The following is a 16,350-nucleotide window of genomic DNA, read 5'->3' as shown; positions in this document are numbered from 1 at the left end:
ACCATGTCCCATGAACCGCAGCGCAGCGTCGCCGCGACGCGCAGCGCACCCAAGCGCACCGCACCGACGCGCACCGTTGCCGCGATCGCGGCCGCATCCGCCCTGCTCGTCGCGATGAGCGCGTGCAGCACGCCGGGCGCCGTCAACGACCCGGCCGAGGCCGCACCCGGCGTCACCGACGACACCGTGACGATCGGCACCCACCAGCCGCTGACCGGCCCGGCCGCTGCCGGCTACTCGTCGATCTCCGCGGCGACCACCGCGTACTTCGCGTACGTCAACGAGAACGGCGGCGTGAACGGCCGCGAGATCGAGTACCTCGTGAAGGACGACGGCTACAACCCGGCGACCACGCAGACCGTGGTGCGCGAGCTCGTGCAGGACGACGAGGTGTTCGCGATCCTGAACGGGCTCGGCACGCCGACGCACACCTCGGTGCTCGACTACCTGAACCAGAACGAGGTGCCCGACCTGTTCGTGGCCTCTGGCTCGACGAGCTGGAACCAGCCCGAGAAGTACCCGTGGACCTTCGGTTTCAACGCCGACTACGTCACCGAGGCCGAGGCGCTCGCGCAGTACGCCGACGACGAGTTCGCGGGCAAGTCGGTCTGCGTGCTCGGCCAGGACGACGACTTCGGAGACGAGTTCATCGAGGGTCTCGAGAACGTACTCGGCGAGGGGTCGCTCGCGAGCGTGCAGCGCTATTCGGTCTCGAATCAAGACGTCGTCGCCCAGATCGGCGCGATGCAGGCCGCCGGCTGCGAGGTCAACATGCTCGCCACCGTCAACGGCTTCACGGCGCTCGCCATCGGCACGGCCGCGAAGCTCGGCTACCGGGCGCAGTGGATGTCCTCCTCATCGGGCGGCGACGCCGTGACCCTCGCCGGCTTCCTCGGCGACGCGGCGCCGATGCTGCTCGAGGGCTTCGTGACGACGAACTACCTGCCCTATGCGCCCGGCAACGAGTGGGACGACCTGTTCCGCCAGATCAACGACGAGTACAACGACGGCGCCCCGTTCGACGGCAACACCGTGTTCGGCATGTCGGTCGGCTACCTCTTCGCCGAGGCGCTCGCGAAGGCGGGCGACGAACCGACGCGTCAGGGCATCGTCGACGCGATCCAGTCGGGCGACCTCGTCGGCAACGGCCTCGTGCCGCTCTCGTTCAGCGGCGACAGCCACGCCGCCTACAAGGGCGTCTCGATCACCACGGTCGTCGACGGCGTGCAGGACTTCATCGGCGTGACCTACGTCAGTGACGGATCCGGCGGCGTCGAATCCTTCGACGGCGAGGCCGTGGCGCTCGAGAATGACGGCCTCCCCACGTCGTAGTCCGAGCGCCGGAACGGCGGATGCCCCGGACCCACGAGGTCCGGGGCATCCGCCGTTCACGCGGTACTCAGGGCGTCTGGCGCACCGGCGAATACTGCTCGACCAACTGGCGCTTCAGCACCTTGCCGCTGCCGCCGAGCGGCAACGAGTCGGCGACGTGCACGACGCGCGGGTACTTGTAGGCCGCGATGCGCTCCTTCGTGAACGCGACGAGCGCCTCGGGGTCGACCTCGTGCCCGTCGAGCGCGACGACCGCGGCGTGCACCTCTTGCCCGTGCGTGTCGTCGGCGATGCCGAAGACCGCGGCGAGCGCGACATCCGGATGCCGCATCATGACGGCCTCGACCTCGGTGGGGTACACGTTGTAGCCGTTGCGCACGATCATGTCCTTCTTGCGGTCGACGATCGTGATGATGCCGTCGACGATCGTGCCGAGGTCACCCGTGCGGAACCAGCCGTCGACGACGGCCTCGGCCGAGGCATCCGCTCGCCCGAGGTAGCCCTTGAAGAGGTTGTGGCCGCGCACGACGATCTCGCCGAGGGCGCCCGGCTCGTCGAGCAGCGCGATGCGGCCCTCGACCTCGGAGTCGGCGATGGCCGCGTCGATGCCCCAGTAGGTGCGCCCGACGGTGCCGGGCCGGATCGGCTCGCCGACCATGTTGAACGACACCGTGGGCGAGGTCTCGGTGAGGCCGTAGCCCTCGTGCACCTCGGCGCCGTACGCGCGCTCGAACGCCTCGAGCAGCGCGACGGGCAGCGCAGCGCCGCCCGAGACGGCGTAGCGCAGCGGCGGCCGCGCCTCGGCGCGCGCCGCGGCCTCGACCATGCCGACGAACATCGTCGGCACCGCCGTGAACACCGTCGCGCCGTGGGCGTGCATGAGTGCGAGCGCCTCGTCGGGGTCGAACTTCGGCAGCAGGATGACCGACGCACCCTTGCGGAACGCGATGTTCATCACCGCGGTCTGGCCGAAGGTGTGGAACAGCGGCAGCCCGCCGAACACGACGTCGTCGGCCCGCATGTCGAACGCGTCGATGAGGGCGCAGTGCACTTGCTCGACGATCGCGAGGTGCGAGCCGACGGCGCCCTTCGGCGTGCCCGTCGTGCCGCTCGTGTAGAGGATGGTCGCGGCATCCGTCGGGCGAACCGACACGTGCCGTTCGATGGGCTCGGATGCCGCGGCCTCAGCCTCGAGGCGCGGCAGGTCGGGCCCGCCCGACTCGACGGGCGGGGTCAGCACGGTCACGAGGGGCACGCCGGCGGCAGTCGCGGCGGGCACGGCCTCGGCGAGCATCGGCCCGGCGGCGACGAGCACGTCGGCGCCGGAGTCGCGGAGCACGTACTCGATCTCCTCCGCCTTGAAGAGCAGGTGCACCGGCACGACGATCGCGCCGAGCGCGAGGGCGGCGTAGTAGACGCGGGCGAAGTCGGGCACGTTCGGCACGAGCATCGCGACGCGGTCGCCTCGGCCGATGCCGCGATCGCGGAGTGCGCCGGCGTAGGCGCGGCTCTCGTCCCAGAGCGTGCCGTAGTCGATCGTCCGGCCCATGAAGTGCAGGGCGGGCCTGGCCGGCATGCGGGCGGCGGACTCGGCGAGCATGCTCGCGACCGAGAGGGTGCCGAAGCCGTCGCCGTCGACGGCCGGGTCTGCTGGGTGGGTGGGGGTCATGCTGTGGTTCCTTTCATCGTCGTTGATGGAGCAGGGTGAGTGCGGGCTCAGCGCAGCTTCAGCGCCGCGGCGCCTTCAGCTCGGCGCGGCCGAGTGCGTTCAGGTGCACCTCGTCGGGTCCGTCGGCCAGGCGCAGCGAGCGGGCGCCCGCGAACATCTCGGCGAGCGGCTGGTCGCCCGAGACGCCGGCGGCGCCGAAGAGCTGGATGGCCCGGTCGAGGATCTGCTGCACGGCGCGGGGCACGGCGATCTTGATGGACTGGATCTCGGTCATGGCCCTGCGGTTGCCGACGGTGTCCATGAGCCACGCGGTCTTCAGCACGAGCAGGCGCAGCGACTCGACCTGGATGCGGGACTCGGCGACCCACTCGCGAACGACGCCCTGCTCGGCGAGCGGCCGGCCGAACGCGACGCGGGCGTTCGCGCGTTGCTGCACGAGGGCGAGGGCGCGCTCGGCCATGCCGATGGCGCGCATGCAGTGGTGGATGCGGCCGGGCCCGAGCCGGGCCTGCGCGATGGCGAAACCCTCGCCCTCGCCCGCGATGAGGTTCGCGGCCGGCACGCGCACGTCGTCGAAGGCGATCTCGGCGTGGCCGCCGTGGTCGCGGTCGTCGTATCCGAACACGGTCAGCGGGCGGATGACGCGCACCCCGGGGGTGTCGCGCGGCACGAGGATCATCGACTGCTGCCGGTGGCGGTCGGCCTCGGGGTCGGTCTGGCCCATGACGATGAAGATCGCGGCATCGGGGTTCATCGCGCCAGTCGACCACCACTTGCGACCGGTGATGACGTAGTGGTCGCCGTCGCGGCGGATGCGGGTCGCGATGTTCGTGGCGTCCGACGACGCGACGTCGGGTTCGGTCATGCAGAACGACGAGCGGATGTCGCCCGCGAGCAGTGGCTCGAGCCACTCGGCCTGCTGGTCGGGGGTGCCGAAGTCGGCGAGCACCTCCATGTTGCCGGTGTCGGGGGCGGCGCAGTTGAACGCGACCGGCGCGAGGCGCGGCGACCAGCCCGTGCGCTCGGCGAGCGGCGCATACTGCACGTTCGTGAGCCCGGCGCCGCGTTCGCCGGGCAGGAACAGGTTCCAGAGGCCCTCGGCTCGCGCGGCCGCGCGCAGCTCGTCGACGACGGGCCGGAACCGCCACTCGTCGGGTGTCGCGGCGAGCTGCTCGTCGAGCACCGGCTCGGCCGGGATCGCGCGCTCGTGCACGAACGCCTCGACGCGGTCGATGAGGTCGAGCGCGCGCTGGTCGTGGCTGAATTCCATGCGTCAGACTCCCGTGGTCGAGTTCGTGGCGGTCGAGCCGGTGGCGTGGGCGAGGCCCGTGCTCGCGAGCGGTTCGACCAGCTGGCCGATGCGGTCGAAGCCGTCGCCGAGGGTCTGGCCCTGGCGATAGCGGTAGTGGATGCCCTCGAGGATCACGGCGAGCTTGTACGCCGCGAACGCGCGGTACCACGTGAGGTCGGGAGCCGCGATGCCGGCCGCCTCGGCGTAGTGGTCGACGAGCTCGTCGAACTCGGGATACCCCGCGGCCGGGTCGACCGCGCTGCGGGTGAGGCCGACCGCGTCAGGCGCGAGCGAGGCGATGTTCCAGTACATGCCGAGCATGCCGAGGTCGACGAGCGGGTCGCCGAGCGTCGCCATCTCCCAGTCGAGGATCGCGGCGATGCGCGGCGCATCGGCCGTGCCCGCGATGATCGCGTTGTCGAGGCGGTAGTCGCCGTGCACGATGCCGCTGCGGAGGTCGCCGGCCGGCGGCATCCGCTCTTCGAGGTGTTGTTGCAGGCGCTCGAGCTCGGGCAGCTCACGGCTGCGCGAGGCCTCGAGCTGCCGCCGCCACGTGCGCAGTTGCCGGTCGAGGTAGCCGTCGGGGCGACCGAAGTCGGCGAGGCCGACGGATGTCGCGTCGAGCGTGTGCAGCCGCGCGAGCGTCGCGGCGAACTCGAGTCCGAGTCCGTGCAGCCCGGAGGCCGTGTAGTCGGCGTTCTGGCGGGGGCCGGCGAGCACGACGCCGTCGACGACGTGCATCACGAAGAAGGGGGTGCCGGTCACGCGAGCGGCTGACGTGTCGTCGACGAGGTCGACGGCGGGCGGCACCGGCACGCCGGAGCCCGCGAGGGCGCTGATCACCCGGTGCTCGCGGCCCATGTCGTGGGCGCTCGCGAGCACGTGGCCGAGGGGCGGCCGGCGCACGATGAGCGGCACGCGCGGGCCGTCGATGCGGTAGGTGAGGTTGCTGCGCCCGCCGGCGATGAGCGTCGCGCGCAGCGTCGGGCCGGTGCCGGTGCCGGTGCCGGCGAGGTCGGGGTGCGCCTCGGAGAGCCACGCTGAGAAGCCCGCGAGGTTCAGCCCTGGGGTGTCGGTCATCGAGATCGCCCTTCCGGCACCGCCGTGGTGCCTGCACCGCCGTGGTGCGTTCACGAGCGCCGTGGGCGGCTCGTCACGAAAGCATACCGCGCGGTCGGTATGTTCAGGAAACGCGAGTGCGCGGCATCCGCTCGGCGACGGTGTCAGCCGAGCAGTCGTCGCTCGATCGCCGAGCGGATGCCGGCCGGGATCGGCACCGGTCGTCGGCTCGCCGCATCCACGAACACGTGCACGAAGCGGCCCTCGGCGATGGCGCCGTCGGCGCCGGCGCCCTCGCCGCCTGCGCGGTGGATGCCGAGAGACCACGTGACGCTCGAGGAGCCCAGGCGCTCGACGCCGATCGCCACCTCGAGCGGCTCGGGGAAGGACGCCGGCGCGCGGAATTCGCAGCTCGACGAGACGACGAGCGCGATGGGCTCGTCGCCGTGCGGGTCGAGACCGGCGTGCTCGATCATCCACGTGTTCACGGCGGTGTCCATCGCCTCGTAGTAGACCGTGTTGTTGACGTGCCCGTACTGGTCGTTGTCGTTCCAGCGCGTCGTGAACGGGCGGCGTTCGGGGCGGTGGGTCACGGCGGTGCTCTCCTCGGTCGACGCGGCGTCAGTCGGCCCGCAGCAGGATGCGGAACGCACGGCGGGCGCGGGCCTCGCTCGGGGTGTCGCCCGCGATGAGGTCGGCGTAGGTGAAGGACTCCGAGACGCGCACGAGCAGATAGGCGAGCTCGTCGGGGGTGATGGCACCGCCGAGCGGCCGATCGCCGAGCTCGCGTTCGACGAGCCAGCGCGCCGTGGCGACGTAGCGCCGCTGGATCTCCGACTCGGTCGTCGTGAGGAGGCGGAGCGCGCGTGCCGGCTCGCGGCGGAGGAAGTCGCGGAAGTACTGCGCGCTGATCAGCGCGCCGGCGAAGCTCGACAGCTGCTCGGCGACGCGCTCGGCGCCGTGCAGCGACTCGGTGGCATGCTCCGAGATGACGAGCGTCGGCACGGCGAGCGACCACAGCACCTCGCTGAGCAGGGCGTCGCGGTTGCCGACCCAGCGGAAGAGCGAGGTGCGGTCGACGCCGAGCTTCGTCGCGAGCGCGCCCATATCGATGCGCCGACCCTCGATGAACGTCTCGCGGGCGAGCTCGAACGCCCGCACCGCGTCGGCGTGGGCGCCGTCGGCGAGGCGCTCGGAGAGCCACGAGGGTGCGGCGCGCAGGCCCACCTCGGCGATCTCGTGGGTGGTTCCCGTGGTCGTCGGCATGCCGGAACTCTACCCGCCCGAACGGATTCTCATGCAACATTCTGAAAAATGATGCATAGTGGACGTGTTCACCGACGAACGGAGCAGCGATGACCCTCACACTCGACCAGCAGTCCCCGGCCTCGACGGCCCCCGCCCCCGCGCTCGACGCGGACTTCTACGGGTTCATGCACCGACTCACCCCCGAGGAGCAGGCCTCGGTGGCCGAGATTCGCGACTACCTCGAGCGCGAGGTGCGCCCGGGCGCCGACGACCGCTGGGAGGCGACGACGAGCCCGCGCCACCTCATCCCCGGCTTCGCCCGGCTCGGCCTCTTCGGCTCGGGCATCCCCGAGGTCGCGCAGTTCGAGAACTCGGCCGTCTACCGCGGCTGGATCGCCCTCGAGATTGCGCGCGTCGACCCGTCGACCGCGACCTTCATCGGCGTGCACTCCGGGCTCGCGATGAACGCCATCGCCGTCGGCGGCTCGCCCGAGCAGCAGGCCGAGTGGCTCGCGCCGCTGGCGCGCGGCGAGCTCATCGGCGCCTTCGGGCTCACCGAACCGCTGCACGGCTCCGACACGGCCAAGGGCCTGGAGACCACGGCGATCCGTCGCGCAGGCACCGACGGCAGCGACGAGTGGGTGCTGAACGGCGCCAAGCGCTGGATCGGCAACGCCACCTTCGCCGACGTCGTCGTCATCTGGGCGCGCGACACGGCCGACGACCAGGTCAAGGGCTTCCTCGTACGCCAGCCCGCCGCGGGCTTCACCGCGACGAAGATCGAGCGCAAGCAGTCGCTCCGCGCCGTCGAGAACGCCGACATCGTGCTCGAGAACGTCGTCGTGCCCGAGTCAGACCGGCTCCAGGAGATCCACGGCTTCCGCGATGTCGCGATCGTGCTGCGCCTCACCCGAGCGGATGTCGCGTGGCAGGCGATCGGCGTCGCCGTCGGCGCCTACGAAGCCGCCCTCGCGTACGCGAAGACGCGCGTGCAGTTCGGCAAGCCGATCGCCTCGTTCCAGCTCGTGCAGCAGAAGCTCGCCGACTCCCTCGCCGACATCACGGCCTCGATCGCGCTCTGCGTGCGGGTCAGCGAGATGCTCGACGAAGACGCCCAGAAGGACCACCACTCGGCCATGGCCAAGGCCTTCGCGACCAAGCGCATGCGCGACGTCGTCGCCCGCTGCCGCGAGCTCATGGGCGGCAACGGCATCCAGCTCGATCACGGCGCCGCGCGGTTCTTCGCCGACGCCGAGGCCGTCTACACCTTCGAGGGCACGTATGACATGAACACGCTCATCGTCGGCCGCGCCATCACGGGCATCGCCGCCTTCGTCTGAGCGTCGTCCGCCGCGCGGCATCCGCACCGCCCTTGACCCGAACCGCACCACTCGAGAGGATCGCCCCATGACCGAGGCCTACATCGTCGCCACCGCCCGCTCGCCCATCGGCCGCGCCCGCAAGGGGTCGCTCGCCGGCATCCGCGGCGACGACCTCACCGCCCGCATGGTCGAGGCGGCGCTCGCCAGGGTGCCCGCGCTCGACCCGGCGCGCGTCGAAGACCTCATGCTCGGCTGCGGCATGCCAGGCGGCGAGCAGGGCATGAACATGGCGCGCATCGTCTCGGTGCTGCTCGGGCTCGACGGCGTGCCGGGCACGACCGTGAATCGCTACTGCTCGTCGAGCCTGCAGACCACGCGCATGGCCTTCCACGCGATCAAGGCGGGCGAGGGCGACGTGTTCGTCTCCGCCGGCGTGGAGTCGGTGAGCAATGCGATGCGCGGCTCGAGCGATTACATCCCGGGCGAGAAGCTCACCAACGCGCGCTTCGACGAGGCGATGGCGCGCACCGAGGCGCGCGCCGTCGGCGGGGCGGATGCCGCGGGCCTGCGCCCCTGGCACGACCCCCGTGCCGACGGGCTGCTGCCCGACGCGTACATCGCCATGGGGCAGACGGCCGAGAACGTCGCGGAGCTCCGGGGTGTCACGCGCGACGAGCAGGACGCCTTCGCGGCCCGCAGCCAGCAGCGCGCCGAGGCGGCGATCGCCTCGGGCTTCTGGGCGAACGACATCACGCCCGTGACCCTCGACGACGGCACCGTCGTGTCGGCCGACGACGGCCCGCGTGCGGGCGTCACGGTCGAGGCGCTCGCCGGGCTCGACCCGGTGTTCCGCCCCGACGGCACCGTCACGGCGGGCAACTGCTGCCCGCTGAACGACGGTGCCGCGGCCGTGGTCGTCGTCTCCGACCGCATCGTCGACGAGCTCGGGCTCACCCCGCTCGCGCGCATCGTCTCGACCGGGGTCAGCGGCCTCTCGCCCGAGATCATGGGCCTCGGCCCGGTCGAGGCCTCGCGCCGGGCGCTCGCCCGCGCCGGCCTCTCGATCGACGACATCGACCTCGTCGAGCTCAATGAGGCGTTCGCCGCCCAGGTGATCCCGTCGGCGCGCGAGCTCGGCGTCGACCCCGAGCGCCTGAACGTGCACGGCGGGGCGATCGCGGTCGGGCACCCGTTCGGCATGACCGGGGCTCGCATCACCTCGACGCTCATCAACGGCCTCGCCGCGACCGGCGGACGCTACGGCCTCGAGACGATGTGCGTCGGCGGCGGGCAGGGCATGGCCCTCGTGCTCGAGCGCGTGTAGCCGCCCAGGTCGCGCCGAGAACAGGTGCCTCAGACCGGGGTGCCCCACAAACAGGAAGACACGCCGACTCGGTCGACGTGTCTTCCTGTTTCTGTGCACGCGTCAGCCTGGAACGATGAGCGTCACCCACTGGGCGACGAGTGCCGGGCGCTCCGAGCCCTCGATCTCGACCGTGAGGTCCTGCACCACGCGGATGCCGCTGCCCGACGGCTCGGCCGAGGCGAGCGTGCCGACGGCGCGAACGCGGGAGCCCGCCGTCACCGGCTGCAGGAACCGGACCTTCTCGAACCCGTAGTTGACGCCCATCGCGACGCCTCCGACCTCGAGGAGCGGCGTCGCGAGCGCCGTGAGCAGCGAGAGCGTGAGGAACCCGTGCGCGATCGGCGCCCCGAACGGGCCGGCGACGGCGCGTTCGACGTCGACGTGGATCCACTGGTGGTCGTCGGTCGCATCTGCGAACCGCTCGATGCGCGCCTGGTCGATCTCGAACCAGGCGCCGGGCCCGAGGGAGGCGCCGACCGCGTCGAGCAGTGCCGCGGGGGAGGGCAGCGTGAGCGGAGTGCCGGTCGTGGTGGTCATGCCTTCGGCCCTCCCGCGACGTAGAGCACCTGACCGGAGACGAACGAGGCCGCCTCCGAGCAGAAGAACGACACCGCGGCCGCGACGTCCTCGGGCTGGCCGACCCGGCCCACCGGGATCTCCTTGGCCGCGCCCTCGAGCAGCTGCTCGTTCGTGATGCCCATGCGCTCGGCGGTCTGGCGCAGCATGTCGGTGGCGATGAAGCCGGGCGCGACCGAGTTCGCGGTCACGTTGTAGCGGCCGAGCTCGATCGCGAGCGTCTTCGTGAGGCCCTGCATGCCCGCCTTGGCCGCCGCGTAGTTCGCCTGGCCCCGGTTGCCGAGCGCCGAGGTGCTCGAGAGGTTCACGATGCGGCCCCACTTCGCCTCGACCTGGTGCGCCTGCACGGCCCGGGCCATGAGGAACGCGCCGCGGAGGTGCACGGCGAGCACGGCGTCCCAGTCGTCGTCGGTCATCTTGAACAGCAGGTTGTCGCGGAGGATGCCGGCGTTGTTCACGAGGATCGTCGGCGCGCCGAGCTCGTCGGCGACCCGGGCGACGGCGTCGGCGACCGCCGCCGAGTCGGCGACGTTCGCGCCGACGGCGATCGCGCGCCCGCCCGCCGCTTCGATGGCGGCGACGGTGTCGGCGCAGGATGCCGCGTCGAGGTCGAGCACGGCGACGGCGTTTCCGTCGGCGGCGAGGCGGATGGCGGTGGCGGCTCCGATGCCGCGTGCGGCTCCGGTGACGATGGCGGTGCGGGTCATGCGTGGTCCTTTCGTGAAGCGGGGTCGGTCTTCGTGGAGCGGGTCAGTCGAAGGTGATCAGTTGCCGGAGCTCTCCGCCGTCGGCGAGGCGATCCATGGCGGTGTCGAGCTCGTCGAGACGGATGCGCGAGGACACGAGAAGCTCGAGGGGCAGGCGCCCGGCCCGCCAGAGCTCGACGTAGCGCGGGATGTCGCGCGCCGGCACCGCTGAACCCAGGTAGCTGCCGATGACGGTGCGGGCCTCGGCGGTGAAGGTCAGCGGTGACAGGCTCGCGCGAGCGGCGGGCGCCGGCAGCCCGACGGTCACGGTGGTGCCGCCGGGGGAGGTGAGCGCGAACGCGGTCTCGAACGCCCTCGCCGAGCCGGCGGCCTCGATCACGAGGGGCGCGCGCGCCGCGGCATCCGCTGCGCCGTCACGGGAACCGTCGCCGCCGCTGCCGGATGCCGCGTGCATCGCGTCGTCGGGGGAGTACGCCGCGCTCGCGCCGAGGCGCAGCGCCGTCTCGAGCTTGGCGGCAACCGCGTCGACGCCGATCACCTCGTGGCCGAGCGCGACCGCGACGAGCAGCGCCGCCATGCCCACGCCGCCGAGGCCGACGACGGTGACCCGGGTGCCGGGCGCCGGGCGGCCGGCATTGATGACGGCGCCGCCGCCGGTGAGCACGGCGCAGCCGAGCAGTGCCGCGATCTCGGCCGGCACGTCGTCGTCGACGGGCACGATCGAGGTGCGGCTGACGACCGCGTGGCTCGCGAACGCCGAGACGCCGAGGTGGTGGTGCACGGTCTCGCCGCCCCGGCGGAGGCGTATGCCGCCGCCGACGAGCGTTCCGGCGGCGTTCGCGGCGCTGCCCGTGCGGCACGGCAGCCGGCCGTCGCTCGCGCACTCGCTGCACTCGCCGCAGCGGGGGAGGAAGGTCATGACCACGCGCGTGCCGACGGCGAGGTCGGTCACGCCGTCGCCGAGTCGTTCGACGATGCCGGATGCCTCGTGGCCGAGGAGCATCGGGGTCGGCCGGCGCCGGTTGCCGTCGACGACGCTGAGGTCGGAGTGGCAGATGCCCGCGGCCTCGATGCGCACGAGCACTTCGCCCGGGCCGGGCGGGTCGAGCTCGAGCGGCCCGATCGTGAACGGACGCGACTGCGCGAAGGGCGCCTCGGCGCCCGACGTCTCGAGCACCGCTCCCGTGATCTGCATGCGCGTCCTCCTCGACGTGCCCGGGCGGGTCGAACGACACCGCGCGTGACAAGCATACCGACCGCGCGGTATGCTCGCGAATCGAAGCCACGGCACCACTCCGCATCCGACCAGAGGAGCCTCGACGATGAGCCTTCCCCTTTCCGCCGACGGGCCGGCGCCCGTCCACGGACACGTGCACGACGACTTCGCGGGCCTCCGCGACGAGTTCGAGGCGCAACTCGCCTCTGGCGCAGAACTCGGCGCCTCGCTCGCCGTGATCGTCGACGGCGAACCCGTCGTCGACCTCTGGGGCGGCTGGTCGAGCCCCGACCGCACCGCCGAGTGGCAGCACGACACCATCACGAACGTCTGGTCGATCTCCAAGACCGTCACGTCGATCGCCGCGCTCGTGCTCATCGACCGCGGCGCGCTCGACCCCGAGCTCCCGGTCGCCCACTACTGGCCCGAGTTCGCCGCGGCCGGCAAGCAGGGCGTGCTCGTCAAGCACGTGCTGATGCACACCTCGGGTGTCTCGGGTTGGGCGGCGCCGATCACGAGCGCCGAGATCCTCGACGCGGATGCCGCGGCCGCACGTCTCGCGGCGCAGCCGGCGTGGTGGCCGGCGGGCGCGGCATCCGGCTACCACCTGCTCGACTACGGCCACCTCGTGGGCGAACTCGTGCGCCGCATCACCGGCGGCTCGCTCGGCGCGTTCGTCGCGGCCGAGATCGCCGGCCCGCTCGGCGCGGACTTCTGGCTGGGCCTGCCCCAGTCCGAGGACCACCGGGTGAGCAACGTCGTGCCGCCGCCCCCGATCCGGCTCGACTTCTCGGCCATGCCGCCCGAGTCGCCCGCCTTCAAGACGTACACCGGCCCGCCGCTCGATGCGGAGTCCACCTGGACCCGCGAATGGCGGGCCGCCGGCATCGGCGGTGCCGGCGGCCAGGGCAACGCCCGATCGGTCGCCCGCCTGAACGCACTCGTCACGAACGGCGGCGAACTCGACGGCGTGCGCCTGCTCTCCCCGGCGACGATCGACCGCATCTTCGCCGAGCACACCGACAACGTCGACCTCGTGCTCGGGCTGCCGCTGCGCTTCGGTCTGGGATTCGCGGTCTCGAACCCCGCGAGCACGCCGTACATCCCCGAGGGCCGAGTCGCGTTCTGGGGCGGCTGGGGCGGCTCGATCGTCATCGACGACGTCGACCGCGGCGTCACCTTCGCCTACGTCATGAACCGGATGTCGCCCGGCATCATCGGTTCAGCGCGCAGCGACGCCTACACGCGCGCGGTCTACGCGGCGCTCGGCGCGAGCGCGGCGGCGACGTCCATCGCCGGCAGGTAGACGACGAGCGGATGCCCCGCCGCGAACGTGTCGCGACGAGGCATCCGCTGAACCGCTGCAATCGCTACCCGAGCAGGTAGGCGAGCATGCGCTCGACCATCGCCTCCCGTTCGTCGTTCGACGAGAGCTGCTCGAGGCCGAAGCCGAGAAGCAGGCTGTCGGGTGTCGCCGTGCCGGCGATGATGGCGCCGAGTCCCTCGGTGCGCTCGAAGTTCGAGCTGTTGCCCGGGCTGCCTTCTGGCGCATCGAGCACCGCCCACGCGCCGAGGCCGGTCTCGAAGCCCTCGGCCTCGGTGTCGGCGCCGGCGACGACGAGCTTCGTGTCGTCGAGGATGAGCCCCATCTCGCCCGATGACGGGTCGGTCACGTAGCTCACGACGACCTCGACCTGACTGCCCGCATACGCGCTGAGGTCGAACGCGACGGGCACCCAGCCACCGGAGGACCCGGTGAACGAGTTCCACGAACCGCTCGAGCCCGTCGGCAGGCAGGGGTTGCCGCCCGTCAGGTACAGCTCGAGGTTCGAGTGCTCAGCCAGGAGGAACCCGGCCTCGCACTCGGTGGGTACCGCGGTCGAGGTGCCGCCGTTCTGGTCGGGGAGGGTCGTCCACGTGTCGCTGCCGACGACGTGCGCCTCGACGATCACGTGGTCGTAGCCGATCTCCGTCTCGAAGGCCATCTGCGCCTCGAACGTCGGTGCGTTCGCCGCCGGCACGCCGGTGAGGTCGAACCTGCGCGCCAGCCGCTGGTAGCCGTCGTCGATGTGCGTGGCCGCGACCGCCCACTCGCCCTCGACCGGAACCACCCGGCCTTCGGCCTCGAGGTAGTCGGCGACGGCCCAGCTCTCGAATTGCGGGAACTCGTCGACCGGCAGCACCTCGCTCGTCGGGGTGAACGCGCCGACCTCGTCGATCGGGTTGTCGACCGTCGCCGGTCCGCCGAAGAGCGCCTCGACGCCCGTCAGCGGCTCGGCCGTGCCGATCACGCCTTCCGCCGCGAGCGCGGTGCGGTCGTAGCCGCCCAGCCAGTACTGGTGGAAGTCGTCCGCCAGCAGCAGGCAGTCGGAGAAGAAGTCCTGCGTCACCACGCAGTCCTCCTCCGGCGCCCCGTCGAGGCCGTAGTAGATGCCGCCGAGGGAGCCGCCGAGCAGACCGAAGTAGCCGGTCGTCTCGCCGGTGACGGCGAGCTTGCCGCCCTCGTTCAGCCAGTCGCGCACCGCAAGGGTGAGGTATTGCTGCCGTTCGGCGACTGAGAGGTCGGGCAGCGGACCGAACTGGAAGGTGTCGGTCAGGGCATCCTCCGGGTCCTGCGTCAGCCGGTTGTCGCCGAGGTACCAGAACGCCGACTGGAAGTGCGCGAGCACCCCGAGCGGGTGCGGCACGCCCTGCGCGTCGACATCCCAGGTGTCGGGCGTCACGCCGTTCGCCTCGATGGCGGCGACGTGCTCGTCGAGGTACTTGGGCTCGGTCGTGCCCGGGGGATACGTCGGGTTCACTCCCGTGTAGTCCTCGTTGGCGATCACGAGCACCGGGCTGCCGGAGTCCTGCGCGAGTTCGTAGGTGAAGTGCTCGCTCTCGACCTTGCCCGGCTTCTCACCCGGGCCGAGGTCGGCGGGCGTCGTCTGCCCCGAGAACCAGACCTCGACGCTGTCGCCCGGGCTCGCGCCCTGCACGAGACCCCGGTATTCGGCGTAGTAGTCGTCGTTCTCGTCGCCGTAGCGCTCGCCGCCGTGCCACTCGTCGATCTCGGCCTTCACGGAAGCGCCGCCGTTGATCGAGTAGTGCATCGCCTTCGCCTTGAGGCTCCGCTTCGCGGTGACCGCGACGGGCTGCGGGTCGCCGTACGACACGTCGAAGCTGTCGACCACGAAGTCGGCGGCGTCGCGATCGACGACCGACACCGGGTCATCCGGATCGAGCGCCGACTCCGCGACCGCGAGCGCGAACGGGATGTTCTTCTCGAACTCGGTCTGGATCAACCCCTCGTCATCGGGGAAGTTGAACCCGCTCTGGCAGTCCTCGGCCAGCCACTCGTCGTCGGGGATGGAGTCGGATGCCGATTCGCAGGTCGCCATCTCGGGGGTGAAGCCGAGCGTTCCGTACGCCTCCTGCATGTGCGAGTCGGTGTCGCCGTTCGTCGTGTAGAGCTCGGCCGAGATGTCGGGGTCGTAGCCGGGCACCGCGGGGTTCGCGTCGTCGCCGACCATCGCCTCGTAGATCACGTCGTCGGGCGACGGGGTCGAGACCTGCCAGCCGATGCCGTGCAGCAGCAGCTCGGCAGCCGAGTGGTAGTTCACGAGGAACTCGGGGGTGATGTTCGCGAAGAGGGAGTCGAGCGCCTGGGTCTCGGGCTCGGAGGCCGGCCCCGGGCCGCGATAGGTCTCGCTCGCGGGGTTCGGCGATGACCCCTCGTTGTCGTAGCCCCAGCGGGTCGGGAAGTTGCGGTTCAGGTCGACGCCGTCACCCGGTGCGATGACCCCGTCGCCGTTGTTGTCACGCAGGTTCTTGCGCCAGAGCCGTCGGTCCTCTTGGAACGTGAAGTCGTAGCCGTCGGGGTTCGCGACCGGGATGAACCACATCTCGGTCGTGTTGACGAGATCGGTGATCTGCTCGTCGCTGCCGTATCCGGTCAGCACATGGTCGAGCAGGCGTCGCACCATCTCGGGCGTGATCCACTCGCGCGCGTGCTGCGCTGCGGAGAACACCGTGGCCGGGCGCTTGCCGTCCTTCACCTTCGGCGCGTTCTTCGTGACCCGCACCGCCGAGATGTCCTGGCCGTTCACGGTCTGGCCGATGACGACGAGTTCGGCGATCGTGGGGTTCGCGGCCGCCTGGGCCTCGAGTTCCTCCTGGATGCCGCCCGCGCCCGAGTACATGCGGAACACGCCGTCGCCGGCTGCCAGGGCGCGGCGCTGCGCCGAGGCCTTGGGTGCGAGTTCGGTGCCGCCCTCCGCGAGCTCGGCGGCCTGCTCGCCCGAGAGGATCACCTCGACATCGACGGTGCCGGCTTCGGCGGCGGGCGTGGCGACCACGTCGTGGCGATCGACGCCGAGATCGACGATGGCGGCGAGGCCTTCGGCGTCCACCGTGCCCGTGTAGACCGCGAGTCGATCATCGCTGCCTGGCGGCGGCGCCGGCTTCGCCACGCTCGGCGTGACGCTCACGACCGTGAGGATCAGAGCCGCTGCGGTGCCGATGGCGAGTTGCCGCATGATGCTGACCCGGTCAGTGCTGAAACGGGCTGTGCCCTTTCGGAACA

13 protein-coding genes are annotated in these 16,350 nt (G+C 71.5%); 4 read left to right on the top strand and 9 right to left on the bottom strand.

The annotated features are described in order from the left end of the window. Nucleotides 1-3: 3 nt before the first annotated feature. The gene (locus VPH61_RS17065; RefSeq protein ID WP_332064707.1) at nt 4-1,332 is read left to right on the top strand and encodes an ABC transporter substrate-binding protein; all 1,329 of its coding nucleotides are present in this window, start codon (nt 4-6) and stop codon (nt 1,330-1,332) included. Between the two features lie 67 nt (nt 1,333-1,399). Here VPH61_RS17065 and VPH61_RS17060 read toward each other — a convergent pair whose 3' ends face one another. The 5 genes from VPH61_RS17060 to VPH61_RS17040 form a co-directional block, all read right to left on the bottom strand. Next, nucleotides 1,400-3,001, bottom strand: a complete 1,602-nt coding sequence (locus VPH61_RS17060) for an AMP-binding protein (protein ID WP_332064706.1) — start codon at nt 2,999-3,001, stop codon at nt 1,400-1,402. 58 nt (nt 3,002-3,059) lie between these two features. Next, nucleotides 3,060-4,271 carry an acyl-CoA dehydrogenase family protein gene (locus VPH61_RS17055; protein WP_332064705.1) on the bottom strand — a complete coding sequence of 404 codons (1,212 nt, stop codon included), beginning with the start codon at nt 4,269-4,271 and terminating at the stop codon, nt 3,060-3,062. Between the two features lie 3 nt (nt 4,272-4,274). Further along, nucleotides 4,275-5,372, bottom strand: coding sequence for a phosphotransferase family protein (locus tag VPH61_RS17050; protein WP_332064704.1), 1,098 nt, complete (start codon nt 5,370-5,372; stop codon nt 4,275-4,277). Nucleotides 5,373-5,515: 143 nt separating this feature from the next. Beyond that, nucleotides 5,516-5,944, bottom strand: a complete 429-nt coding sequence (locus VPH61_RS17045; protein ID WP_332064703.1) for an acyl-CoA thioesterase — start codon at nt 5,942-5,944, stop codon at nt 5,516-5,518. A gap of 28 nt (nt 5,945-5,972) precedes the next feature. After that, complete coding sequence (locus tag VPH61_RS17040) at nt 5,973-6,617, bottom strand: QsdR family transcriptional regulator (protein ID WP_332064702.1); 645 nt, start codon at nt 6,615-6,617, stop codon at nt 5,973-5,975. 89 nt (nt 6,618-6,706) lie between these two features. Between VPH61_RS17040 and VPH61_RS17035 the strand changes: the two genes are divergently transcribed. Both VPH61_RS17035 and VPH61_RS17030 read left to right on the top strand, forming a co-directional pair. Next, nucleotides 6,707-7,939, top strand: a complete 1,233-nt coding sequence (locus VPH61_RS17035; protein WP_442879125.1) for an acyl-CoA dehydrogenase family protein — start codon at nt 6,707-6,709, stop codon at nt 7,937-7,939. Between the two features lie 67 nt (nt 7,940-8,006). Beyond that, nucleotides 8,007-9,245, top strand: a complete 1,239-nt coding sequence (locus tag VPH61_RS17030; RefSeq protein WP_332064701.1) for an acetyl-CoA C-acetyltransferase — start codon at nt 8,007-8,009, stop codon at nt 9,243-9,245. A 102-nt stretch (nt 9,246-9,347) separates the two neighbouring features. Here the strand turns inward: VPH61_RS17030 and VPH61_RS17025 are convergent, their stop codons facing one another. From VPH61_RS17025 to VPH61_RS17015, 3 genes are read right to left on the bottom strand one after another with little or no spacing between them, the layout of a single operon-like run. Beyond that, nucleotides 9,348-9,824, bottom strand: a complete 477-nt coding sequence (locus tag VPH61_RS17025) for a MaoC family dehydratase (RefSeq protein WP_332064700.1) — start codon at nt 9,822-9,824, stop codon at nt 9,348-9,350. Continuing rightward, on the bottom strand, nt 9,821-10,570 hold the full coding sequence (locus tag VPH61_RS17020; protein WP_332064699.1) for an SDR family oxidoreductase: 750 nt from the start codon (nt 10,568-10,570) through the stop codon (nt 9,821-9,823). Before VPH61_RS17020 ends, VPH61_RS17025 begins: the two co-directional genes overlap by 4 nt. A 43-nt stretch (nt 10,571-10,613) precedes the next feature. Then, nucleotides 10,614-11,765: an alcohol dehydrogenase catalytic domain-containing protein gene (locus VPH61_RS17015; protein ID WP_332064698.1), complete on the bottom strand. Its 1,152-nt coding sequence runs from the start codon at nt 11,763-11,765 to the stop codon at nt 10,614-10,616. 127 nt (nt 11,766-11,892) lie between these two features. Between VPH61_RS17015 and VPH61_RS17010 the strand changes: the two genes are divergently transcribed. Further along, nucleotides 11,893-13,092 (top strand): serine hydrolase domain-containing protein, encoded by a 1,200-nt coding sequence (locus VPH61_RS17010; RefSeq protein ID WP_332064697.1) that lies wholly within the window; start codon nt 11,893-11,895, stop codon nt 13,090-13,092. 64 nt (nt 13,093-13,156) lie between these two features. Here VPH61_RS17010 and VPH61_RS17005 read toward each other — a convergent pair whose 3' ends face one another. Next, nucleotides 13,157-16,303 (bottom strand): M14 family metallopeptidase, encoded by a 3,147-nt coding sequence (locus VPH61_RS17005; RefSeq protein WP_332064696.1) that lies wholly within the window; start codon nt 16,301-16,303, stop codon nt 13,157-13,159. Nucleotides 16,304-16,350: the final 47 nt, after the last annotated feature.

The organism is Agromyces sp. CCNWLW203 (assembly GCF_036576125.1).
Taxonomy (GTDB): domain Bacteria; phylum Actinomycetota; class Actinomycetes; order Actinomycetales; family Microbacteriaceae; genus Agromyces.
Note: the sequence above shows the minus strand (reverse complement) of the source record. Positions and strands in the feature narration are given on the sequence as shown.